The sequence below is a fragment of the Flavobacterium sp. genome, assembly GCF_043756175.1.
Lineage (GTDB): Bacteria > Bacteroidota > Bacteroidia > Flavobacteriales > Flavobacteriaceae > Flavobacterium.
This window is the reverse complement of the sequence record NZ_JAYURN010000116.1, coordinates 1-24,719: the sequence shown is the minus strand read 5'-3', so window position 1 is coordinate 24,719 and position 24,719 is coordinate 1. Positions and strand designations below refer to the sequence as shown.

The 24,719-nt window shown below is 31.2% G+C and carries 21 protein-coding genes, 1 tRNA gene and 1 pseudogene; 12 read left to right on the top strand and 11 right to left on the bottom strand.

Annotation, left to right across the window (positions count from 1 at the left end):
- Positions 1 to 12 precede the first annotated feature (12 nt).
- From ACH2BP_RS09540 to ACH2BP_RS09495, 10 genes are all read left to right on the top strand, one after another.
- Positions 13 to 1,299, top strand: coding sequence for an FtsW/RodA/SpoVE family cell cycle protein (locus ACH2BP_RS09540; RefSeq protein WP_395059297.1), 1,287 nt, complete (start codon positions 13 to 15; stop codon positions 1,297 to 1,299).
- An 8-nt stretch (positions 1,300 to 1,307) separates the two neighbouring features.
- Positions 1,308 to 2,402 (top strand): undecaprenyldiphospho-muramoylpentapeptide beta-N-acetylglucosaminyltransferase, encoded by a 1,095-nt coding sequence (gene murG, locus ACH2BP_RS09535; RefSeq protein ID WP_395059295.1) that lies wholly within the window; start codon positions 1,308 to 1,310, stop codon positions 2,400 to 2,402.
- Between the two features lie 41 nt (positions 2,403 to 2,443).
- Positions 2,444 to 3,790, top strand: coding sequence for a UDP-N-acetylmuramate--L-alanine ligase (murC, locus tag ACH2BP_RS09530; RefSeq protein ID WP_395059293.1), 1,347 nt, complete (start codon positions 2,444 to 2,446; stop codon positions 3,788 to 3,790).
- Complete coding sequence (locus ACH2BP_RS09525; protein WP_395059291.1) at positions 3,780 to 4,502, top strand: cell division protein FtsQ/DivIB; 723 nt, start codon at positions 3,780 to 3,782, stop codon at positions 4,500 to 4,502. The genes murC and ACH2BP_RS09525 overlap by 11 nt, the downstream gene beginning before the upstream one ends.
- 8 nt (positions 4,503 to 4,510) lie before the next feature.
- Positions 4,511 to 5,884 carry a cell division protein FtsA gene (gene ftsA, locus ACH2BP_RS09520; protein ID WP_395059289.1) on the top strand — a complete coding sequence of 458 codons (1,374 nt, stop codon included), beginning with the start codon at positions 4,511 to 4,513 and terminating at the stop codon, positions 5,882 to 5,884.
- 28 nt (positions 5,885 to 5,912) lie between these two features.
- Complete coding sequence (locus tag ACH2BP_RS09515; protein ID WP_395059287.1) at positions 5,913 to 6,548, top strand: hypothetical protein; 636 nt, start codon at positions 5,913 to 5,915, stop codon at positions 6,546 to 6,548.
- A 77-nt stretch (positions 6,549 to 6,625) separates the two neighbouring features.
- Positions 6,626 to 8,584, top strand: a complete 1,959-nt coding sequence (ftsZ, locus tag ACH2BP_RS09510; protein ID WP_395059285.1) for a cell division protein FtsZ — start codon at positions 6,626 to 6,628, stop codon at positions 8,582 to 8,584.
- Between the two features lie 363 nt (positions 8,585 to 8,947).
- Positions 8,948 to 9,397, top strand: coding sequence for a GatB/YqeY domain-containing protein (locus ACH2BP_RS09505; protein WP_395059283.1), 450 nt, complete (start codon positions 8,948 to 8,950; stop codon positions 9,395 to 9,397).
- An 81-nt stretch (positions 9,398 to 9,478) separates the two neighbouring features.
- Positions 9,479 to 9,552: transfer RNA gene (locus ACH2BP_RS09500), tRNA-Arg, on the top strand.
- A 42-nt stretch (positions 9,553 to 9,594) separates the two neighbouring features.
- A complete protein-coding gene (locus tag ACH2BP_RS09495; protein WP_395059281.1) occupies positions 9,595 to 10,395 on the top strand; it encodes a zinc-dependent peptidase in 801 nt (266 codons plus the stop codon).
- Here ACH2BP_RS09495 and rpe read toward each other — a convergent pair.
- The 8 genes and pseudogenes from rpe to ACH2BP_RS09455 all read right to left on the bottom strand — a co-directional run bounded on the left by rpe (position 10,392) and on the right by ACH2BP_RS09455 (position 20,009).
- Entirely contained in the window at positions 10,392 to 11,054 is a 663-nt protein-coding gene (gene rpe, locus ACH2BP_RS09490; RefSeq protein ID WP_395059279.1) for a ribulose-phosphate 3-epimerase, read from the bottom strand. The genes ACH2BP_RS09495 and rpe overlap by 4 nt on opposite strands.
- Positions 11,055 to 11,258: 204 nt before the next feature.
- Positions 11,259 to 12,122 carry an RNA polymerase sigma factor RpoD/SigA gene (locus tag ACH2BP_RS09485; RefSeq protein ID WP_091473528.1) on the bottom strand — a complete coding sequence of 288 codons (864 nt, stop codon included), beginning with the start codon at positions 12,120 to 12,122 and terminating at the stop codon, positions 11,259 to 11,261.
- Between the two features lie 83 nt (positions 12,123 to 12,205).
- Entirely contained in the window at positions 12,206 to 13,900 is a 1,695-nt protein-coding gene (locus ACH2BP_RS09480) for a hypothetical protein (RefSeq protein WP_395059277.1), read from the bottom strand.
- Positions 13,888 to 15,126, bottom strand: coding sequence for a DUF4249 family protein (locus tag ACH2BP_RS09475; protein ID WP_395059275.1), 1,239 nt, complete (start codon positions 15,124 to 15,126; stop codon positions 13,888 to 13,890). Before ACH2BP_RS09475 ends, ACH2BP_RS09480 begins: the two co-directional genes overlap by 13 nt.
- A 4-nt stretch (positions 15,127 to 15,130) precedes the next feature.
- Positions 15,131 to 17,878: a carboxypeptidase-like regulatory domain-containing protein gene (locus ACH2BP_RS09470; protein ID WP_395059273.1), complete on the bottom strand. Its 2,748-nt coding sequence runs from the start codon at positions 17,876 to 17,878 to the stop codon at positions 15,131 to 15,133.
- 10 nt (positions 17,879 to 17,888) lie between these two features.
- A complete protein-coding gene (locus ACH2BP_RS09465) occupies positions 17,889 to 18,605 on the bottom strand; it encodes a hypothetical protein (protein ID WP_395059271.1) in 717 nt (238 codons plus the stop codon).
- 120 nt (positions 18,606 to 18,725) lie between these two features.
- Positions 18,726 to 18,993 (bottom strand): annotated as a pseudogene (locus ACH2BP_RS09460) (sigma-70 factor domain-containing protein); the annotation flags it as partial.
- Positions 18,994 to 19,046: 53 nt separating this feature from the next.
- Complete coding sequence (locus ACH2BP_RS09455) at positions 19,047 to 20,009, bottom strand: helix-turn-helix domain-containing protein (protein ID WP_395059269.1); 963 nt, start codon at positions 20,007 to 20,009, stop codon at positions 19,047 to 19,049.
- A gap of 105 nt (positions 20,010 to 20,114) precedes the next feature.
- Here ACH2BP_RS09455 and ACH2BP_RS09450 point away from each other — a divergent pair, with 105 nt between their 5' ends.
- Complete coding sequence (locus ACH2BP_RS09450; RefSeq protein WP_395059267.1) at positions 20,115 to 20,885, top strand: LA_2272 family surface repeat-containing protein; 771 nt, start codon at positions 20,115 to 20,117, stop codon at positions 20,883 to 20,885.
- Entirely contained in the window at positions 20,839 to 21,396 is a 558-nt protein-coding gene (locus ACH2BP_RS09445) for a hypothetical protein (RefSeq protein WP_395059319.1), read from the top strand. Before ACH2BP_RS09450 ends, ACH2BP_RS09445 begins: the two co-directional genes overlap by 47 nt.
- Before the next feature lie 77 nt (positions 21,397 to 21,473).
- On the opposite strand, the gene ACH2BP_RS09440 is transcribed toward ACH2BP_RS09445, so the two are convergent.
- The 3 genes from ACH2BP_RS09440 to ACH2BP_RS09430 form a co-directional block, all read right to left on the bottom strand.
- Positions 21,474 to 23,609, bottom strand: coding sequence for a polyribonucleotide nucleotidyltransferase (locus tag ACH2BP_RS09440; protein WP_395059265.1), 2,136 nt, complete (start codon positions 23,607 to 23,609; stop codon positions 21,474 to 21,476).
- 209 nt (positions 23,610 to 23,818) lie between these two features.
- Positions 23,819 to 24,085 (bottom strand): 30S ribosomal protein S15, encoded by a 267-nt coding sequence (gene rpsO, locus ACH2BP_RS09435; protein ID WP_091473515.1) that lies wholly within the window; start codon positions 24,083 to 24,085, stop codon positions 23,819 to 23,821.
- Between the two features lie 128 nt (positions 24,086 to 24,213).
- The gene (locus tag ACH2BP_RS09430) at positions 24,214 to 24,675 is read right to left on the bottom strand and encodes a GAF domain-containing protein (protein ID WP_395059263.1); all 462 of its coding nucleotides are present in this window, start codon (positions 24,673 to 24,675) and stop codon (positions 24,214 to 24,216) included.
- Between the last annotated feature and the right edge of the window lie 44 nt (positions 24,676 to 24,719).

Below are 24,719 nucleotides of genomic sequence, written 5' to 3'. Positions count from 1 at the left end.
TAAACATAAAATATGAAAACGCTATTATATAACTTAAAAGGAGATAAAGTCATCTGGTCGTTCGTGGCGCTTTTGGCATTATTTTCTTTTATACCTGTATATAGCGCAAGTAGTAATTTAGCCTATTTGCATCATGGTACAGGAAATACTTTTGTGTATTTACTAAAACATTTTATGCATTTAATAATGGGATTTGTTATTATGTATCAAGTACAAAAAGTGCCTTACCATTATTTTAGAAGTTTATCCAGATTATTATTACCGTTTGCTTGGTTGTTACTAATTTATACCATGCTAAAAGGGACAATAATCGATGGTGCTAATGCCAGCCGATGGATACAAGTTCCATTTTTAGGAATCACCTTTCAACCATCAGCTTTTGCATCAATAGCATTGTTAATATTTGTTGCTAGATATTTGTCTAAAACAGCCATTGAAGACATGACTTTGTCTAAATCTGCATTAGAATTATGGGCACCAGTTTTTTTTACATTAATGTTAATTCTGCCGTCTAACTTTTCTACAACGGCTTTAATATTTTCAATGGTTTTAATGTTGACTTTTATTGGGAAATATCCAATAAAAAACATAGCTGTAATAATTGGAATTGGAATTTTATCACTAACATTTTTTATTTTGGTGGTAAAAGTATTTCCAGATGCGTTCAAAAATAGTAGAGTTGGTACTTGGGAAAGTCGTATAGAAAACTTCACATCAGACAAACCCGATGAAGATGATTACCAAATCGAAAAAGCAAAAACAGCTATTGCAACTGGTGGTGTTTACGGATTAGGTCCAGGAAAAAGTATTCAGAAAAATTTTTTGCCACAATCTTCTTCCGATTTTATATTTGCGATTATTATCGAAGAATTTGGACTTTTAGGAGGATTTGCTATCATGTTTTTATACATTATGTTATTCATCCGATTTGTAATTGCTTCATATAAAGCACCCACATTATTCGGAAAATTATTAGTTGCAGGATTGGGATTTCCTATAATTTTTCAGGCTTTTATAAACATGGGTGTTGCGGTCGAATTATTACCAACCACAGGGCAAACACTACCACTTATAAGTAGTGGAGGAACGTCGATCTGGATGACTTGTGCGGCACTTGGAATTATAATAAATGTGACCAAAAAAGAAGAAGAAATTACCGAAGAAAATATCGAAAAAAAACAACGTGAAGAAGCTTTGCAAAAACTAATAGACAAACAATTAGCGGAAGATTCTCAGGAAGAAAATTATTCTATTGAAGACAATACGAGTAATCCAATGAATGCAGTTTTGAATAAATAAGTTAAATAATGAAAACAAACCCAAAATTCATATTAAGTGGCGGCGGAACCGGAGGACATATTTATCCTGCAATTGCAATTGCAAATGATTTAAAATCTCGTTTTCCTGATTGCAAAATCCTTTTTGTAGGAGCACAAGACAAAATGGAAATGCAAAAAGTACCGCAAGCGGGTTATGATATTAAAGGATTGTGGATTGCAGGAATTCAAAGAAAATTGACCTTGCAAAATGCGATGTTTCCAGTTAAGTTATTATCAAGTTTGGCAAAATCATTCAAAATATTAAAAAAATTTAAGCCAGATGTAGTTATAGGAACTGGAGGTTTTGCTAGTGGAGCAGTTCTGAAAGTTGCTTCTGTCTTGGGAATAGCAACTGTAATTCAAGAACAAAATTCTTATCCTGGAATTACCAATAAATTATTAAGCAAAAAAGCCAATAAAATTTGTGTCGCTTACGAAAATTTGGAACGATTTTTTCCAAAAGAAAATATGATGTTGACAGGGAATCCGGTTCGCCAAGACTTGATTTCAGTCGAGGAAAAACGAAATGAAGCGATTGATTATTTTAAATTAGATGTGAATAAAAAAACATTATTAATTCTTGGTGGAAGCCTTGGTGCAAGAAGAATTAACCAGTTAATTGCAAAAGAAATCGATTGGTTATTATCACTAGATGTTCAAGTTATCTGGCAATGTGGCAAATTGTATTTTGAAGAATACAAACACTTTTCAGACAAAGAAAATGTACAAGTTTTGTCATTTATAGACAGAATGGATTTTGTGTATGCCGCAGCCGATATTGTAATTTCTCGTTCAGGAGCGTCATCTGTATCAGAATTAGCAATTGTAGGAAAACCAGTCATTTTTATTCCATCACCTAATGTTTCTGAGGACCATCAAACCAAAAATGCACAAGCAATTGTCGATAAACATGGGGCAATTTTTCTAAAAGAAGCACAACTAGACTCCGAATTTAATTTAGTTTTTGAAGCTTTATTAAAAGATAAAGGAAAACAAGAAGATTTAAGTAAAAATATAAAATCATTGGCTTTGCCAAATGCAACAAAAGATATAGTTGACGAAATTGTAAAATTAATTAGATAGTAAAATCTTTCAATCTTTCAATCTTTTAATTAATAAAAAAAATGAACTTAAACCAAATACATAACGTCTATTTCATCGGAATTGGAGGCATCGGAATGAGTGCTTTGGCTCGTTATTTTAAATTTATTGGTAAAAACGTATCTGGTTACGACAAAACACCGTCAACATTAACATCAGAGTTAATCGAAAGTGGAATTTCCATTCATTTTGAAGACAATATCAATTTAATTCCGAATGATTACTTTGTAGAAAACACATTGATAATCATTACGCCAGCTGTTCCAAAATCACATTCGGAATGGAATTATTTCCTAGAAAGAGAATATCATGTGAAAAAACGTGCCGAAGTTTTAGGGATAATTACCAAAGACACTTTTTGTTTGGCAGTTGCAGGAACTCATGGTAAAACAACGACTTCAAGTATTTTAGGGCATATTTTGTACGAAAGCGGTGCCGATGTTACCGCATTTATTGGCGGAATTGTCGAAAATTATAATTCAAATCTAATTGGTTCTGGAAAAACTGTAACGGTTGTCGAAGCTGACGAATTTGACCGTTCATTCTTGCATTTATATCCAAATATTGCTTGTGTAACTTCGATGGATGCCGATCATTTAGATATTTATGGAGATGATGCTTCAATAAAAGAATCGTTCAAAGAATTTGCTAATAAAGTAGAAAATAAAAACAATCTTTTTGTGATAAATGGTTTGCCGTTAGAAGGTATAACTGTCGGAGCAAACGATGATTCAAAATTCGTTGCACATAATATTAGAATTGAAAACGGCTGGTATGTTTTTGATGTTAAAACACCAACCGAAAATATAAAAGATTTAAAATTCGGATTACCTGGAAAACACAATCTTACAAATGCGTTGCTTGCTTTGGCAATGGCTCGAACTTTCGGAACCCCAACCGAATCTATCGCTAAAGCATTGGCAACATTCAAAGGTGTAAAACGCCGTTTTTCTTTCCAAATCAGAAAGCCAGAATTCGTTTATATTGATGATTATGCGCACCATCCAACAGAAATAAATGCAGTGTATCAAGCCGTTCGGGAGTTATATCCTAATCAGAAAGTTTTAGCTGTTTTTCAACCACATTTATTTAGTAGAACAAAAGATTTTGCGGATGATTTTGCTAAAAGTTTATCACAATTTGACGAAGTTTTATTGTTAGACATTTACCCAGCGAGAGAATTGCCTATGGAAGGAATTACGTCGCAATGGTTGTTAAACAAAATTGAAAATAAAAACAAAAAATTAATTCAAAAAGAAGAATTGATTCCATTACTAAAAAAATCAGATGCTACAGTAATTGTTACTATTGGCGCTGGAGATATTGGGGAAATGGTTGTAAATATTAAAAAAGAATTAGATGCGAAGTAATTTAATTTTAAATATTCAATTAATTGCCATTCTTGCTTTGGTTGTTTTTTTGTATTCATTTACCTCAAAAAGGAACGAACACAGAAAAATATCGAAACCAACAATCGAATTTTTAAACTCAGAAAGTCCGTTTGTAACCCACGAAATGGTTAATAACTTGTTGATAGATAATTTTGGTGGCACTTTCAGTATCCAAAAAGATAGGGTAAATTTGAAAAATATTGAGCAAACCATCAATAAACACAACCTAATCGAAAATTCAGAGGTTTTTTTGAGTGTCGATGGAAAGTTAAAAGTTGTTGTAAAACAAAAGACCCCAATCGCTAGAGTTTTTAACAAAAACACTTCCTTTTATATTGATTATAAAGGAGGTAAGATGCCGCTTTCGAGTAATTTTACGGCAAGAGTTCCGCTTGTTTATGGTGATTTTAACAATTGTTATAGCAAAGATTTTGTTCAGCTTTTGCAAGCAATTTATAACGATGATTTTTTGAAAAAAAACATCATCGGAATAAAAATTTTGCCCGATGGTAGCGTTATTATGAAGAATAGAGATTATGGTTATGATATAATTTTCGGAAGAAACATTTATATAGAAAGAAAATTTGACAACTATAAAGCTTTTTTTCAAAAAGCAGTGCAAGATACAATGATAAATTCTTACAAGAAGATTAATCTGAAGTTCACAAAACAAGTAGTTTGTACTAAATAATTATGGGTATGGAAAGAGAGAATATAGCAGTAGGACTAGACATAGGCACAACAAAGATTGTTGCTATGATAGGTAAGAAAAATGAGTACGGAAAGCTAGAAATTTTAGGTGTAGGAAAATCTAAAAGCCTCGGTGTGGCTCGTGGTGTAGTAAATAATATCACGCAAACCATACAATCTATACAGGAAGCAATAAGTTTGGCAGAAGCAGATTCGGGTTATAAAATAAAAGATGTTGTGGTAGGTATTGCGGGTCAACATATTCGTAGTATACAACACAGCGATTATATTTCAAGACCAAATCCAGAAGAAGTAATCAGTGAACTTGATATTGATGTTTTAATCAATCAAGTTCAAAAATTAGCGATGTTGCCTGGAGAAGAAATTATTCATGTATTGCCACAAGAATTCAAAATCGATGGGCAATCTGAAATAAAAGAACCAATCGGAATGTACGGCGGAAGACTAGAAAGTAGTTTTCATGTTGTGGTTGGTCAAGCATCATCTATAAGAAACGTTGGGCGTTGTATAAAAAGTTCAGGATTGGATTTATCTGGATTAACATTGGAGCCATTGGCTTCGGCAGATGCAGTTTTAAGTCAAGAAGAAAAAGAAGCAGGTGTTGCTTTGATTGATATTGGTGGAGGAACAACGGATTTAGCCATTTTCAAAGACGGAATTATTCGACATACTGCAGTAGTGCCTTTCGGTGGAAATGTAATTACTGAAGATATAAAAGAAGGCTGTTCTATTATCGAAAAGCAAGCTGAATTGTTAAAAACAAAATTTGGTTCTGCTTGGCCAGGTGAAAATAAAGACAACGAAATTGTTTCAATTCCAGGATTAAGAGGAAGAGATCCAAAAGAGATTTCGTTAAAAAACTTGTCTAAAATAATTCATGCTCGTGTAGTAGAAATTATCGAGCAAGTTTATACTGAAATTAAAATATACGGTCACGAAGATCCACGCAAAAAATTAATTGCAGGAATTGTACTAACTGGTGGAGGTTCACAACTGAATCACATCAAACAATTAGTAGAATATATCACAGGAATGGACACTAGAATAGGATATCCAAACGAGCATTTAGCAGGAAATTCTAGCGAAGAGATATCAAGTCCTTTGTATGCAACTGCTGTCGGATTGGTTATGAATAGTATTCGTAATAATACAGTAAGTGCCGTGCCACAGGATAATTTTATTCCTGAACCAGTACTTATTCAGAAGCCAACCATTGCCGAACAAGTAGAAATACAACAAGAAGCTGAAAAAGTAATCGAAGAAACAAAATCAGAATCAAAAACAACCGAAAAAATGATTCGTAAATCGTTTTTCGACAAGTATATAGACAAAATAAAAGATTTTTTAGACAACGCTGAGTAAAAATTAAAGTACAACTTAAAGAGACAGAATGAAAAATTTATTTTTAATATTATTTATTACGCTAACAACTTCTTTTTATGGGCAAGAGCCAGCAATGTTTAAAGTTGAAAAGTCTACTATAATATTAAATGATAGTACTCAAATTGAAGGAGAAATTGATTTACCAATTCTGAATGATGGAAAATTTTTGAAATATAAAAATGCAAACGGGAAACAAAAAATTGAAAGAGAAAAAATTAGTAAAGTAGTTTTTACCACAAACCAAGGAGGAGGCGCGTCGATTGAATACATAAACATGAAGGTTTTTAATGAAATGAATGTGAAAGTAATGAAAGATCTAAAATTGTTGCTTAATGTAGTAAAAGGTAAAGTTTCAGTATACATAAGTAGTTATACAAACAATCAATTTTCGTATAATGGAAGTGCAATTGCTGCTAGAAACAATGGTGTTGGGTTTGTAAATTATTATTGCATTAGAGAAGGAGAAGAAGCGGCGTCATTAATCCATGTTGATAGTAATTATGCAAATGAAAACATGTTTTTTAGACAAAACGGAAGGAAGTATTTTGCAGACAATCCAGAAATTGCAGCAAAAATAGACAATAGAGAATATACATATAAAAATTTTATGGAAGTTATCGAATTATACAATTCCAAAAAATAATGGAATTCAATAATATCAAATAACAGATATTAAATTTTCAAAATAATAGTAATAAAGCATAAATAAAAACCAATAGTATGGAAAGCAACTCAGAATTTGGAAGTATTTCATTTGATTTACCAAAAAACCAATCAAATGTAATTAAAGTAATAGGAGTAGGTGGAGGCGGAAGCAACGCAATAAATCACATGTTTAAGCAAGGAATAAAAGGTGTCGATTTTATTGTTTGTAATACCGATTCACAAGCGCTTGAGAATAGTGCTGTGCCTAATAAAATTCAGTTAGGTGTAAACTTAACCGAAGGATTAGGAGCGGGAGCAAACCCAGAAGTGGGACAGCAATCAGCAATAGAAAGCATTGCCGAAATCGAAAAAATGCTAGACAGCAACACTAAGATGGTTTTTATCACTGCAGGAATGGGTGGAGGAACAGGGACAGGAGCTGCGCCAGTTATTGCGCAATTAGCAAAAGAAAGAGACATCTTAACCGTTGGTATTGTAACAATTCCATTTCAGTTTGAAGGAAAAGTTCGTATCGAACAAGCACTTTTGGGTGTCGAAAAATTAAGAAAACAAGTCGATTCACTTATAGTTATCAATAATAATAAATTGAGAGAAGTGTACGGAAATCTTGGTTTCAAAGCTGGATTTTCTAAAGCGGACGAAGTTTTAGCAACTGCATCACGCGGTATTGCTGAAGTAATTACGCACCACTACACACAAAATATCGATTTAAAAGATGCGAAAACTGTGTTGTCAAATTCAGGAACAGCAATCATGGGTTCTGCCACTGCCGAAGGCGAAAACAGAGCTAAAGAAGCGATTGTTTCTGCATTAGATTCACCACTTTTAAATGATAATAAAATTGCTGGAGCCAAAAACGTATTGTTGCTTATCGTTTCTGGAACTAACGAAATTACTATCGACGAGATAGGAGAAATAAACGATTACATTCAAGCAGAAGCAGGACACAACGCCAATATTATTATGGGTGTTGGTGAAGAAGAAGAACTTGGAGATAAAATCGCCGTAACCATTATTGCAACTGGATTTTGTGTAGAACAACAAGCAGAAATTGTAAATACAGAACCTAAAAAAATAATTCATGCGTTAGAAGATGACCAAAAAATTGTTCGTGATTTAACACAAAAATATGAAGCAAAAGGATTCGATTTTTCATCAAATGTAGTTGCCCAAGAAACAAAAATTATTGAAGCTGCAATTGTTGAGGAAAAAATAGTATTTTCATTAGAAGAAGAATTGCCAAATCCTGTTGAAACTTATTTCTCAATGGATTTAGTGCCAACAACAGAATTAATCAAAAATTTAGATGTTACCTTCGAAGTAGTTTCATCAAAAACGATAGATGTTAATGATTTTTATTTCACTTCACCAGAAGTAAAAGAAATCGAAGTTATCGACCCAGTATTTGTAGTAAAAGAGCCAGAACAAATCACATTTACATTCGATTTGCCAATACAAAAAGCACCCGAAACTGCAAATACCGATAGATTAATATTCGATTTAACAAACGAAATTAAAGACATCAAAGTAAATGAAGCGGTACAATTTGTGCCAATGACCGAAGTAACTCAAAACGGAGTTATCAAGCATTCGCTCGAAGAATATATGGAAATCGAAAACCAATTATTCGAGGCTAAAAAAGCCGAGACTGTAGTGGTAGAAACTATTCCAACTGAGTTAAATATCACAATGACGCAAGTGGATATCACGCCACAATATGCGACTCAAAATACAGCAAACGAAATTTCTCCGTTAGACATGTCTATCGAAGACTCTTTGAGAATGAGAGCCGAAGAACGTCGTCGCAAAATGAAAGAATTCAATTACAAGTTTCATAATAACGCATCAAAAGTAGAAGAGTTCGAAAAAGAACCAGCATACAAACGTATGGGAATCGACATTTCGAACAATTCGATAGACAATAGCAGATCGCGAATGTCTTTAGGAACCGATAGTAACGACGATATTCAGTTACGATCAAACAATTCGTTCCTTCACGACAACGTCGATTAACTAACTCAAACCAAACCCTTGTAACCCGAAATTTCTTATGATTTTTCGGGTTATTTTTTGTAGTTCAAAGGACTAAAACAATGTAAATTTTCACTAAATTTGTCGAGCCAATTTCTGCTGTTCATTACAAACGAAGTTCACTGAACTCCGATTAAAATAAAAGTTATGTGAAGTAATCTTTTTTCGCAAAATGTTTTTTTCTACAAACCAGAAAGAGCTTCCGCTGGTCGCTTTTCTGCTTCAAGAAAAAATACATTTTTTCTCAAAAGGCTTTCCATTTCCATCAGGGGCAAAAAAAATATTAGATTTCAGATTTTTTAAAATCAACAATCTAAAATCAACAATCTAAAATCTAAAATAAATATGAGTTTATCAACACACATCATGGACGAAATGAAAACAGCAATGCGTGCAAAAGACACCGTTGCGCTCGAAGCACTTCGCGCCATCAAATCGGAAATATTATTAGCACAAACGGCAACAGGAAGTAAAGAAGAAATCACCGAAGCAGACGAAATTAAAATTCTACAAAAATTAGTAAAAATGCGTAAAGACAGCGCGACTATTTTTACAGAACAAAACCGTCCTGATCTTGCTGAGCCAGAATTAGCGCAAATCGTAGTTATCGAAAAATTCTTGCCAGCGCAATTATCTGAAGTAGAAGTAGAAGCTATTGTTGCAAAAATTATTGCAGAAACTGGTGCTTCTGGAATCGCATCGATGGGGAAAGTAATGGGATTAGCATCAGCACAAATAGGTGGTCAAGCTGAAGGAAAAACCATTTCTAGTATTGTAAAAAAACTATTAGTTTAGACTACTTAGAAAATTAGACCTTTTAGAATTTCAAATATCTAAGAAGTCTAATTTTCTAAGAAGTCTAACAATCTAAATATTGGCTGCGTAGTTCAACTGGATAGAATATCAGATTTCGGCTCTGATGGTTGCAGGTTCGAACCCTGTCGCGGTCACATTTTTTTACTGCTTTGGAGTAAAAACAGCAACAACTATTTATGATAATTATTTTACTAATTTTATTTACTCCTGCTGTAGCTCTTTTTATTGCTTTTCTCTACACAGTTGCAGAAGATAATTATGGTTTGTTGTTCAATAAGCCTTTTTATGTTCATTTTTACCCAAAAGTAAAATCGTTGTCAGTTAATCAATCTTATGTTTTAAAAGAGCAATTTCACTATTACAACACACTTTCGGATAATAAAAAAAAGTATTTTGAACATCGAGTAGCTGTTTTTATTAGCAAATATGAATTCATTGGAAAAGAAGAATTCTTAATTACGGATGAAGTAAAAATTTTAATAGCTTCAACATCAGTAATGCTAACTTTTGGAATGCGAAACTATTTGTATTCTAATATTGATAAGATAATAGTTTATCCAGAACAATATTATTCTACAATTAACGAAGTATATCACAAAGGAGAATTCAATCCAAGAATGAGAACAATTGTGTTTTCTTGGCAAGATTTTAAAGCAGGCTTCGAAATTACTAATGATAATTTAAACTTAGGGATTCACGAATTCACACATGTTTTGCATCTTCACGGGTTAATGAGTGACGATGCTAGTGCTATAATTTTTTCAAGAATGCATAACCAAATTCAGAAAGAAGTTAATCATCCTGTAAATAAAGAAAAACTAATCAGTTCAGCATATTTTAGGATATATGCCTATACCAATCGATTTGAGTTTTTAGCAGTCATTCTGGAGCATTATTTTGAATCACCTGAAATCTTTAAACAGGAATTCCCACAACTCTATAGTAATGTTAGTAAAATGCTAAATCACAAACATTAAAAACTGGTAATTGTCTTCAAATCGGCAATAGTCTGTGTAGGATTTTCAGCTTTAAAAACAAAATTTCCTGCAACTAATACATTTGCACCAGCATCAACTAATTGTTTTGCATTTTTGCTGGTTACACCACCGTCAATTTCTATTAGTGTTGAAGCTCCTTTTCTATTGATTAATTCTTTTAGTTTCTTAACCTTATCGTAAGTGTTTTCTATAAATGATTGTCCGCCAAAACCAGGATTTACACTCATGATACAAACTAAATCAATATCATTAATAACATCTTCTAAAAGAGATACATTGGTATGCGGATTTAATGCTACTCCAGCTTGCATTCCTTCTGCTTTTATAGCTTGTAAGGTTCTATGTAAATGGGTACAAGTTTCATAATGCACGGTTAGAATATTTGCTCCTAAATCAGCAAAAGTTTTTATGTATCTGTCAGGGTCTACAATCATTAAGTGTACGTCTATAGTTTTTTTTGCGTGTTTGTTAATCGCTTCTAAAACTGGCATTCCGAAGGAAATGTTTGGAACAAAAACGCCATCCATGATGTCAATATGAAACCAGTCGGCTTCAGAGTTATTAATCATTTCGATGTCGCGTTGCAAGTTGGCAAAATCGGCTGCTAGTACTGATGGGGCAATTAGTGTGTTGTTCATTGTGTTGTTGTTGTGTGTTTTAAATTTCGAAATTCGTAGTTCAATATTTTTGCAAAGATACAATTTTTTGAAGTTTGAATAACGAACGAGGAATAACGAATGTTGAAGTTTTTATAAAAAACAAAACTCCGGTAATCAGCCGGAGTTTCAATCATCAATCAAAAAACGAACAGTTAATCAAACTGTTAGTCATCGGTTTTAGGATTATCCTAAATACGTTTTCAAGATTTTACTTCTTGAAGTATGTTTTAATCTACGGATTGCTTTTTCTTTTATTTGACGAACACGCTCACGAGTAAGGTCGAAAGTTTCTCCAATTTCTTCTAATGTCATTGGATGTTGGTCTGCAAGACCAAAATACAAACGAACCACATCAGCTTCACGAGGTGTTAATGTTTCTAGTGAACGTTCAATTTCGGTACGTAAAGATTCGATAATTAATTCTCTATCAGGATTTGGTGATTCTCCAGAACGTAAAACGTCATAAAGGTTAGAATCTTCTCCTTCTACAAGTGGTGCATCCATAGATAAGTGACGACCAGAGTTTTTCATGCTCTCTTTTACGTCATTTACAGTCATGTCTAGTTCTTTTGCAATCTCTTCAGCAGAAGGTGGACGCTCGTTAGATTGTTCTAACAAAGCGTACATTTTGTTGATTTTATTGATAGAACCAATTTTGTTTAAAGGCAAACGAACGATACGAGATTGTTCAGCCAATGCTTGAAGAATCGATTGACGAATCCACCAAACAGCATATGAAATAAATTTGAAACCACGAGTTTCGTCAAAACGTTGTGCTGCTTTAATTAGACCTAAATTTCCTTCGTTAATTAAATCGGGAAGTGTTAATCCTTGATTTTGGTATTGTTTTGCTACCGAAACTACGAAACGCAAGTTGGCTTTTGTTAGTTTTTCTAACGCAGCTTGGTCTCCAGCTTTTATTCTTTGAGCCAATTCTACCTCTTCATCGGCAGTAATCAAATCTACTTTTCCAATTTCTTGTAAATATTTGTCTAACGATGCAGTTTCACGATTGGTAACCTGCTTGGTAATTTTTAATTGTCTCATTGTAGTTTCTCCTTAAAAGTTATAAGTGTACAAATGGTTATACGTAATGAGTTTGTAAAAAGTTACAAAAAAAGTAAAATATTTTATTCTACTTCAAATGAATCGTAAAAAATATTTTTATTTCCTTTAGAGTCAATACCTTCTAATACAATTTCAAAAACACCTGATATGTCTGAGGTATAAAAACTAATTTCTTTATTATCTGCTTTTAAATCAGGTATCCATATTAACTGATGCCTGTAGTCTGGAATTCTTGAATAATCTTTTTTAGTGTAATCGATATTAAAATATTCTTTTTCTTGTTGAGGTCTAATTGTTTTAGGTTCAATTAGATATGAATTTTTGTTTGCAGGTTCGTAATCATTTTTTTTTGTTTTTATAAATATGACTCCATTATATATTTTGTAACCATAATAGTAACCGCCTCTTGTTATACTTATGGTTTCAACATTGTCAATATTATAATTAAATATTTCATTAACATCTTGTATGTATAAGCCGTCGATTAAAACAAGTGCAGGGTACGTTAATTTATATTCTGAAATGTTATCAATAATATGAATTTCATTTTTCTTATCAACAGATTTATAGTAGGCTCCTCCTATTATTTCTGTTAATGTTTCTTTCATTGTTTGAAATCTAGTATAATCGTTCAGATTAAATACTAAATCAAATTTTAATGAACTTATTTCAGCGATATCATTATTGTTTAATGAATCATTTTTAGTTTTAAAATATGCATTTTCAATTTGACTTGCAATGGATCTACGTTCTAGTGATTTTTTTAAATTTGGAGTTAGGATTAAATTACCAAATTTAAGATTTGAATAGTCTAAATAATTAGAATCTTCAATTTCTAAGTTATATTTGCTATGGTCTTCATCAATTATTTGAAATTTCAAATCCTCATTCTTGAATCGTTTTTCTATTGTAAAACAAAATTCACCGTTATTGTTTGATTGAATAATCTTAAAAAAAGAATTATTACCAGTTATAGAAAGTGCAATAGAAATATTTTTTAAGTTTATTTCGTCACTGCTTTTGGCTTTAATTTTACCTTTTATAATTTCACCTCTAAATTCAGGGGTTATAAAAGTGTTTGTTTTTTTTGAGATAATTATGGTATTATTAATGGTTGATAAGCTTTCATTTTGGTTAAAAAAGGAAGTAATAGTGTCTTTTTTGAATACTTTTAGGGTATAACTACTTTGATTGTCAATATCCTTAGATTCGTTTAATTTTAGTTTTATTTTTTCTCTTGTGGTGTATTTTCTTTTGTCAATTTCATAAATCGAATTTAGATTTCGAATGTTTAAATCGTTCTTTTCTCCACTTTCTAATTGGGGGAAATTTTGTTCTTCAAATGCACGGTAAGGATTAATAATGTTTATGTCGATACTATTTACTTTTATAGGAGTTGAGTTTAGCATCCAGTTGGTGTAGGCTAACAGTTTGTATTTTCCTGTTTTTAATGTGGTAGGAATAAAATATTCGCTATTACCTTTGCTGTTTTTTAAAAACAATTTATTTTTAAAGACAATTTGCTTATCGTTATTTATTAATTCGACATAAGCTATTTTGCTATATTCAGATAATGTAGCTTTAATTGTATTTAAACAAGTGACAGCATAGTATAGTTTTTCTCCAGTTAATAACGTGCTGGAGTTTGTGTTTACATACACGTTTTCTTTAACCAATTGATTAATGTGTTCTTGAGCAAATATATTTTGAAACAAGAAAAGTAATAGAATACTAAGAGTTAAATTTAATCGATCCAAAATGCAGGTTTTATGTTTGATGAAAATGAAGAGCAATCTCCGCACTGATAATTTGTTAAAACAATTTCTGTTGATCCGTAGCTGTATATGGCTTTGGTTTTATTTTTAACCGATTCTAATATATAATTACCAGCACAAGGAGGGGTTGGTGCCCCAGGTCCATAGATGAAACAAAATTCAAAAGTTGAATCTCTAAACAAATTGATTATACTAGGACAATAATAGGGGTACTCTGGTTTTGGTTCGCCAAAAAATAAATCTTCAAAATTGAAGAATATCCTTTTGCTTGAAACATGAGATACATCAAAAAAACCAATGATTTTTTCATTTGGATTACTTTGATTTTTTATATTACCACTATAAAAACCAGGTTGGCTCTGTGAGAATAAACTTTCACTAGAAGAAGATTTTTTTAAAGCATTATAATAATTATAAGCGGTTAAACTTTCATTATACATAATAACATTAATAGAATATCTGTTAGCTATTTTATAATCATCATTTTTTAAAAATCGTACCGAAAACAAGTTTGAATTATTATTGTTTAAAGATGTATTACTGATTGATATTACTTTTGATTTTTCTGTAGCATAACAAATTTTTGCTTCATAAGGCCAATTTTCCATTTTAAGTTCGCCAAAAGGAGGTACATCTGGTATTGGGATATATGTAGTTACAACACCTCTTCTATTAATCCAATGTGGTGCAATTATTTTATTTGTTTCTTCATAATCATATCTGTAATATTTTATTTGGTTAGGGTTATTGTTATTAGTGCGAACTAGTATTTGGACTCCTTTTCCAATATCGGTGTTGTTTATTGTATTTGTCGTTACATTTTCTATGTCTGAAAAAGAAGCTATTTCTTCATTTGTAGAGGCATACTTTTTTCCATCAGAAGTAACTAAGTGCAATTTATAAGTTACATTAGGTAGTGCTTGAAATTCCTGTTGTGATTTATACATGCCATTATTTTCGATAAAATCGTAGTGATTCCCTTTATCGTCTTCAATAAAAACTACTGCTCCAGTTTCAGGTCTAGGTCCTGTTTCTTCCAGTTTGTATGTCCTAGATAATTTAATTTCTTGGTATTTGTATTCATCGGTAATTGTAGCTTCGATAACAATTGCACTTTCAAAAACATCCGTTTGTAAAGCATAGGGTTCTGTACAACTTTGCAGAATGATTATGCAGAATAATAATTGCAGATAGTATATGTTTTTCATTTTATTAAAATTTAAAGTTGTAGGTTATTGTTGGTATTGGAATGCTAAAAATAGAAGTCTTGTAGCCTTTAACTTCTCCGTTTTTAGTTACAAAAAATACTGAATAAGGATTGTTTCTACCTAAAACATTATAAATTGAAATATTAAAGTAGCTATGTGCTAATTTTTTAATTTTATGATTTCCTTCGATATTTATACCCAAATCCAATCGATAGTAATCAGGTATTCTAAATTGATTACGGTCGCTGAATATAGAATATTCTATTCCGTTATACATGTATTTACCCACAGGATATGTTATTGGTCTTCCGGTTTGATAAATAAAATTACCAGAGAAGCTATATCTTTTGGTTAATCGATAATTTAAAACTGCACTAAAATCATGTGGTTTGTCAAAGTTTGTAGGAAAATAGTTGCCATTATTTACTTTTTCTTCATCGAACTTACTGTCTAATTTAATAAATGACCTTGAATAACTATAACTTAACCAACCATTTAATCTTCCTTCTGATTTTTTTATTAATAATTCTGCACCATATGATTTACCCTTCCCTTGAAGTAATTCAGTTTCTAGATTTTCATTCAAAATTAAATCAGCACCAACTTTATAGTCTAATATGTTTTTTGATTTTTTATAATATCCTTCAGCGCTAATTTCCAGATCTTGGTAACCTAGATTTTTGAAAATACCAAAAGAAAATTGTTCTCCACTTTGTGGTTTTACATTCAAATCAGATAATTTCCAACTGTCTGTTGGTGATTGTGTCGTATTAGTTGATAACAAATGGATATATTGATATGATTTATCATAACCTGCTTTTAAAGATAGATCGTTATTAATTAAATATCTAAAGGCAGCTCTAGGTTCAAAACCGTAGAATGTTTTGAATACTTTATTATTGCTGTAAGTATCTTCTCCAATCTGAGTTCCCTCGCTTTTTGGTAGGTCATCTTGATATGTTTTTTGAGTTGTTGGCCCTATTGCACTAAATACCGAGTACCGGATGCCAAAATCAATTAAAAATTTCTCTGTTAGCTTATAGTTTTCGGAAATATATACACCTATTTCCAATCCCTTTTCAAGGTCTATTTGCTTATTTTTAATATTTGAACTATCACTACTTGGTTTTATATAACCAGGATCGATGTTGTACAATTTGCCCGAAATACCATAGCTTAACTTATTCTTTGTGTTTAGCACTGTATTCATTTTTGCTATGAATTGCGTTTCAGCATTACCATATCCAAATTTAAATGAATTTTTAGGTAAGCCGCTGTAGTCTATCTTGAAGTTGTATTTACTGTTTGTAAATGTTAACTCGCTATTGTTTTTTGCATTGTAAACATTTTTCCAAGTCAATGTTGCTAGCCTGTTATTGTATTGATAAATAGAATCAGCAGTTATGCTAAACTTGTCATCGCTGAAATATAATGTCGATTCTATAGTATTGTTGTTATTTATTTTGTGATTGTACTTTGTTATAAAATCATAAAATGAAGCCTTACTGTTATTAAGTTTTTTTTCTTTCAAACTTTTTAAAATCCAGCCAGAATAAGTTCCTCTTCCCCCCACCAAAACACTTGCTTTATTTTTTATTACTGGTATTGAAAGCGCAATATTACTGGTTACTGGACCTATGCCAGCTTCTCCTGAAAACTTATCAGTGTTTCCGTTTTTTGATGTTATATCAAATACAGAAGATAATCTACCTCCAAATTCACTAGGAATACTTCCTTTATAAATATCAACTTTTTTAATTGTGTAAGGATTTAGAGCAGTGAAAAACCCAAAAAAGTGTGATGGGTTGTAAATAGTTCCTTTATCTAATAAGAATAAATTCTGGTCTTCTTTGCCTCCTCTTACATTATATCCTGAAGACCCTTCGCCAGCAGTTTTTATACCAGGTGTTGTTGTTGCTATTTTAAGTATATCTCTTTCTCCAAAAACTAATGGAACGTTCTTGACTCCTTCTGCTTCAATAGTTGTTACGCCTGTTACTGCGGATCTCATTTTTTGTTTACTCTTTCCGCTTATGTGAACTTCATTTAATTGGATGGTTTTTTCAGTTAATGCTAGATCCAGATTTCCGTTATTGTAAACTACAATCTTTTTTATAAGAGGTTTGAAATTTTGAATGTCCGTTGTAATAGTATAAATTCCAGCAGGTAATTTTAATTGATAGTAGCCATTTACATCTGTTATAAATAGGAAATTTGTATTTTTTATTCTGATATTGGCATCGCTTATAGGTTCATTATTTTTTTTATTTCTAACAAAACCTGAAAATGTAAACAAAGCCTTTTCATTTCCATTATTCAAGGATTCTTTACTAATTAGTGAGATAGAATCTTCGGTTTTATCTGAATTAAATTCTTGAAAAAAAACTGGCAAATGAGATTTGTTACTAACTGATAATGAATCTTTCTTAAAAAAGCCATCAGGTAGTTTGTCATAGACTAAATTTTTTTGTGTTAGTATTATTTTGTTTAAATCAACAAAATAATTGATTTCAGTATTATCAAATAATTTATTTAAAACTTCTTCAATAGATTTGTCTTTAAACTCTCCAGAGTAAAAAGTTAAGTCGTTTAGCCAATCATCTTGAAAATAAAATGTATAAGGTGTTTGTTGTTCTATTTTTTGAATAATACTTTTATGAGTTAAATTAACATACTCAAATGTCAAATTCCTTACTTGTGAAAAGGATAGATTGAAAAATGTAAAAACAAGTATTGTGAATATTTTTTTCATTAATAGAAATTTAATTCCTTGATAATCTTTTAACGTTTGACATTAAATTCTCCATAAACTTCAACTTATTTTCATTTTCAAAATCTTTGTAAATTAGATAGTAGTTGTTAATTTCGTCTTTAAATTGTGGGTACAGTTTTAATAATATTTTTTTTGATTTTATTTCATAAAAGGTATTGTTGGTTTTTATAAAATATTTAGTTTGATCAACATACGAATTGTATACACCGCTGTCTAAGAGTACCTCTTTTATGTTTTTTTTGTATTTAATATAAAATTCAAAATCTTGGCCAACCACATTTTTCTCATAATACTCTAAAGGCGTGTTCTTATCGGATTTACATGGCGTGAATTTTTTATTTTGAATTATAAAATAATCGACTTTGTTTTTGTCTAATACAATTTGTAATTTTTCAGATTGATTCTCTGGATTTAGAATCAATTCGTCTTTGTAAATGTCATATTTTATTTTGGCTCCAAAATAAACCTGATTTTCAAACTTGATTTCTGCGAGATAAAATTTATTTTCTAAAAAATAACGATGTTCATTATTGATAGTCAAGTCTTTGTTTACGTAGATTTTACCATTATTAAGTGTAGAGTTTCCTTGGCTAAGTTCTTTATCAATCTTAGCGTATAATTCTTTGTCGTTTTTGTTTTGTGAATTAACTTGTAAACTATTCAATAAAAATAAAAGAGAAGTGATTTTAAAAATACATTTAAACATAATTTATCTGTTTTGGCAAATTTAAAAAATAATAATAATAAAAGAATTTTCTTACGTAAATGTTTAGCTTTAAAAATATGTATAATTTCTTATTCTTTTATACTACTGCCCAAAAAGTAAAAGGTTACCCCGTAAATAAAGTTTATTAATTAAATAGGGAAGTGTTAGTCCTTGGTTTTGGTGTTGTTTTGCTACCGAAAACTACTAAACGCAAGTTGGCTTTTGTTAGTTTTTCTAAAGCTGCTTGGTCTCCTGCATTTATTCTTTGAGCCAATCCTACTTCTTCATCGGCAGTGATTAAATCTACTTTTCAAATTTCTTACAAATATTTGTCTAACGACACAGTTTCACGATTGGTAACTTGTTTGGTAATTTCTAGCTGTCTCATAGTAGTCATACATAAAGAGTTTGCAAAGAGTTACAAAAAAAGTAAAATATTTTTTAAAACATTAGATCTACTTGATTGTTTAATTGGTCTATGTAGTAATCTATTTTTCGAAATACTTTATTGAAAAATAAATTTTGTTCTTTAATTCCAGATTGGTTTAGTGGTTTAGAGTTTGCAATTTGTTGATTAAAAAAGTTATGTACATTCTTGCAACTTTCCTCATTGTCAGTTATGAAATAGCCTAAAAGTGTATATGGAACAAAGAGTGTGATTTTTTCTTTCGATTCAAATAACAGATTGTTATTTAGTAAAATTAACTCGTTATAGTAAATGGAAAATTCGGAGTTCTGATTATTTGATTTTTCTTTTATAGCATTAATAATTCGTTTTAGGTCATTAAATAAAGCATTTGCATTTTTAAAATTAACTAAACCAGATTCATAAAAATAAAGAATCTGTTGCATGCTACTGTTTATCGTTGTGTCATTCCAAACTTCTTTTACTGTCGAATTTTCGTATGCTTTTTTTAACTTAAGACTATGTTCCATAAACGATTCGTCGATAACAAAATTCTCAAAAGAAGTTTTTGATTGATTTGGATTCAGAAGACTTAACCAAACATAAGCTTTAAATTTTGACAGAATTGTTGCGTCCATAAAATAGAATAATGGAATGTCTTTTGCAGAATAATAGAGCGTCGCATTTTTATTTTTGGTTAGTTCGTCTATCTGTTCTGCCGATTTTTTGAAATACAATAACATATCACTCAATGTGGCTATTTCTATCGTTTTTTCGACAATTATCTTTTCGCTTTTAAAAAATAAACTATCTAATGAAATATTATAATTTTTAGCCAACAAAACAGTCTCATCGATAGAAAATTTGCTTTTTCCAGAAACTCTTCTATGTGAAGCATCATAACTTATATTCAAAATCGAAGCAATTTCATCATTAATCGATTGGTTTTCTGAAAGTTGTTTTCTTATTTGTTTTAAAAGCAGCTCTTGATTCGTCATATATTTGCGATAATCACAAATATAATATTTTTATTTATTATTTAAAGCAAATATTATTGTAATAATCGCAATATGTTTGTAGTGTTAATTTAAAAACCAGGAATTATGAGAAATACCTTTTTAGTTTTAGTAATGCTTTTGTCACAACTTTCTTTTTGTCAGGAAGAAACAAAAAAGTTTAATGTTACAATAATTAATTTCACTAAAGGACAAAGCGTTGATTTAGGTAAATATTTTAAATGGAAATCGAAAAATGATTTTAGGAATGACAGTATTAAAATTTTTAGTCTTTCGCCTATATCAAGAAGAGTAAAACAAGTAAACGGGTTTGCTCTAGGTGTTGGACATTATGAAAATGAAAAAATAAAGTTTCAAGAGGTTAATGGATTGAATTTAGAAGTAAGTCCGTTATGTATTGCATTATTTACTTTTGCGCTTAATGTTCCTTTTGAGGCAATTTTTGTTGGTATTAATGATGGTTCATTGAGTAATACGTCGTTTATGGATGATGATTATAAAACTCGAATTAGGGTTAATGGGTTGAATCTTAGTTCAGGAGGTTTCATGAAAGGAGCAGAAATGAATGGTTTTAATATTTCAGTTTTTACAGGGATGAATAAGATCAATGGAATATCTTTAAATGGTGCCGTAATCGGGACGGAAAAATTTAATGGACTCTGTATTTCAGGTATTGCAAATGTTTCTGAACAAGGTAATGGTGCTCAAATTGCCATTTCTAATGTTTCCAGAAATCATAAAGGTATTCAAATTGGTCTATTCAATCATTCCAAAAATTTGCGAGGAATGCAATTTGGAATTTGGAATACAAATGGAAAAAGAAAACTTCCGTTTATTAACTGGCAATTTAAAAAATAAAATTATGAAAAGAATATTTTTATTTATAACAATTTCTTTTCTACTGTATTCTTGTTCTACAAGTTTTAAAGTTAAAAAGAAAGATCTTTTGTTTATTGATAGTAACTTAAAGGAATCGTTTAATAATAATTCATATCAGATTGACAGTACAAAGCATAAATCTTATTTGCTAAATCTATTTGAAATAAGAAAGGCTAATATTGATACAGTCAATATTAAATTTGATAAAAATGGAAGCTTAATCTTAAGTTATAAATTTATTTTAGGAGGAAATGAAAGCCGTTATATTAAAGGTCGTTTTAAGAAAAATTATTATGAAATTTATTTAAGGAAGGATAAAATTAATATACCGTTAATATATAGTAAAATAAATATTGATAGGATCAGAGTTTACCTGAAAAAAGATTCAACTCTGGTTGTTGATAAATATTATGATAATAGTGGAAATATATTTTTATTAGCTGCAGGAGGTAGCTCAAGAAGGCAATATTTTTTTAAAAAAATAAAATAAAAATCAAACAAAAATCCCGTTTCAATTTTGAAACGGGATTTCCTATAAATAAACCTTTAGTAAACTATAAGATCTGATTACTCTTTTTTCTCCTCACGTGGAGGTCTTGGCATTAAGGCTTTTCTAGATACTTTCTCTTTACGAGTTTTAGGATCTAAACCTAAATATTTCACCATAAATACATCACCCATGTTTACCACATCAGTAACATTTTCTGTTCTTTCCCAAGCTAATTCAGATACGTGTAATAAAACTTCGTTTCCAGGAACTGCAGTATATTCAACCACAGCACCAAAATCTAACATTTTAATTACTTTCACTTCATAAGCTTCTCCCATTTGTGGTTTGAAAGTAATTGACTCAATTTTAGCCAATACCGCTTCAATTCCAGCAGGATCTGTTCCTAAAATTTCAACAACTCCCATTTCGTCAACTTCATTAATTACGATAGTTGTTCCCGTAGCTTTTTGTAATTCTTGAATCACTTTTCCACCAGGTCCAATTAACGCACCAATAAAGTTACCAGGAATAGTTCTCATGATAATTTTTGGAGCATATACTTTAACGTCAGCTTTAGGTGTTGCAAGCGTTTCAGTAAGAATGTTAAGAATATGTAAACGACCATCTCTAGCTTGTGCTAAAGCCGCTTCCATAATTTCATATTTCAATCCGTCAATTTTAATGTCCATTTGACAAGCGGTAATTCCTTCTGAAGTTCCAGTTACTTTGAAATCCATATCTCCTAAATGATCTTCATCACCTAAAATATCAGATAAAACAGCAAAACGTTCTCCGTCTGTAATTAATCCCATCGCAATTCCAGAAACTGGACGAATCATTTGAATACCTGCATCCATTAATGCTAATGTTCCAGCACAAACTGTAGCCATTGAAGACGAACCATTAGATTCTAATACTTCAGAAACGACACGAATTGTATAAGGACAATCAGCAGGAATCATGTTTTTCAATGCTCTTTGTGCTAAGTTTCCGTGACCAACTTCTCTTCTTGAAGTTCCTCTTAACGGACGAGCTTCTCCTGTTGAAAATGGTGGAAAATTATAGTGTAAATAGAATTTTTCTTCTCCTTGTTCAGATGGTGAATCAATTTGGTTCGCTTCTCTAGAAGTTCCTAAAGTTGCAGTTGCCAAAGCTTGAGTTTCTCCACGTGTAAACAATGCAGAACCGTGAACCGATGGTAAATAATCTACTTCACACCAGATGTCTCTGATTTCCGTAGTTTTTCTTCCGTCTAAACGTGTTCCTAAATCTAAAGTTACATTACGAACTGCTTCTTTGTTGACTTTTTTGAAATATTTAGAAACTAAATCTCCGTTTTCTGTCAATTCTTCTTCAGTAAATAATGCTTTTACTTCTTCTTTTACTTCGTCAAATGCAGCTGAACGTTCGTGTTTAGCCGAACCTTTACTAGCAATTGCGTAAATTTTATCGTAAGATGCTGCTTTTACTTTTTCGTAAATAGCTTCATCTTCTCTTTCTCCTTCGTAAGTACGAACTTCTTTTTTTCCAAAGGCTGCAGCCAATCTTTCTTGAGCAGTAATTTGTACTTTAATATGTTCGTGTGCAAATTTAATTGCTTCTAACATTTCTGCTTCTGAAATTTCTTTCATTTCTCCTTCTACCATGGCGATAGAATCAGTTGAAGCTCCAATCATCATATCAATATCTGATAATTCTAATTGCGCACGAGATGGGTTGATGATGAATTTTCCATCAATTCTTCCAACTCTAGCTTCAGAAATTAAAGTTTCAAAAGGAATGTCAGATAAGGCAAGTGCTGCCGAAGCGGCTAATCCTGCTAATGCATCTGGCATCACTTCTTCGTCATGAGACATTAACTGAATCATAACTTGAACTTCTGCATGGTAATCTGATGGGAAAAGTGGACGTAAAACACGGTCAACTAATCTCATTGTTAATACTTCGTTGTCACTTGGACGCGCTTCTCTTTTGAAGAAACCACCTGGAAAACGACCTGCTGCAGCAAATTTTTCACGATAATCTACCGTTAACGGTAAAAAGTCGATACCTGGACTTGCTTTTCTTGATGATACTACTGTTCCTAAGATTACAGTTTTACCAATTCTTACTACTACAGAACCGTCAGCTTGTTTCGCTAAACGACCTGTCTCGATTGTGATGTTTCTTCCATCACCTAAATCGATGCTTTCTACAAATAATTGTGGAATCATAATTTTTCCTTTTTTAAGTTTAACACGGGTTCTAGTTGTGTTGTTGTTGCGTAGTTATTGCCTAAAACCCAATGAAAAACTAACTTTTTTCTAAAAGACAATTAGATAAAAGACGGATAGATAAAAGATGATTTTTTTCAAAAATCTAAAATCTTCACTCTAAAATCTAAAATAAAAAAAGAGGCACTTTCGCACCTCTTTACTATTGATTATTTTCTAATACCCAATTCTTTGATAATCTCACGGTATCTGTTAATCTCTTTTTTCTTCAAGTAGTCTAGTAAAGATCTTCTTTTACCTACTAAAAGTACTAATGAACGTTCAGTGTTATAATCGTGACGATTTTTTTTCAAGTGCTCAGTAAGGTGCGAAATTCTAAATGTGAATAAAGCAATTTGTGCTTCTGATTTACCTGTGTTTGTTTTTTCTCCGTGTTTAGCGAAGATTTCTTCTTTAATCTCTTTAGTTAAATACATTCCAATATTTGTTTAATGATTTTTATGTATGTCATACATCCATTGTAAGACGGGTGCAAAGATAATCTTTATTTTTAAAAAGGCAAGAGAAAATTTGTCTAAGCTTTAAGAATTTAATTCACAGTACATTATACTGTGAATAATTTCGCGATTTCTTGATTTACAAATTCTAAAAATTTTTCATCAGCTTCGGTAAAAGGATCAATAACATGACTATCAATGTCAATTTGCCCAATATTTTCTCCATTTACAAAAAGAGGGACTACGATTTCTGATTTTACCGTAAAACTGCAGGCAATATAATTGTCTTGTGCCGAAACGTCCGGAACTACAAAGTTCTCATTAGAAACAGCTACTTGTCCACAAATACCTTTTCCAAAAGGAATTACAGTATGATCCGTTTCAGCTCCTACATAGGGGCCTAAATGCAAGGTTTTAGTTTCCTGATTGGCAAAATAAAATCCTACCCAGTTGTAATAGTCAATAGAGTCGCTTAAAAGCTGGCAAATAGTTAAAAGTTTTTCATCTCTTGAAAGGCTTGTATTTAAGGTGATTTCGGTTACTTTTGGTTGTAATTCTTGAAATATCATAGTTTTTATTTACATTTATACAAAAGTAATTTTAAGCAGGTTTC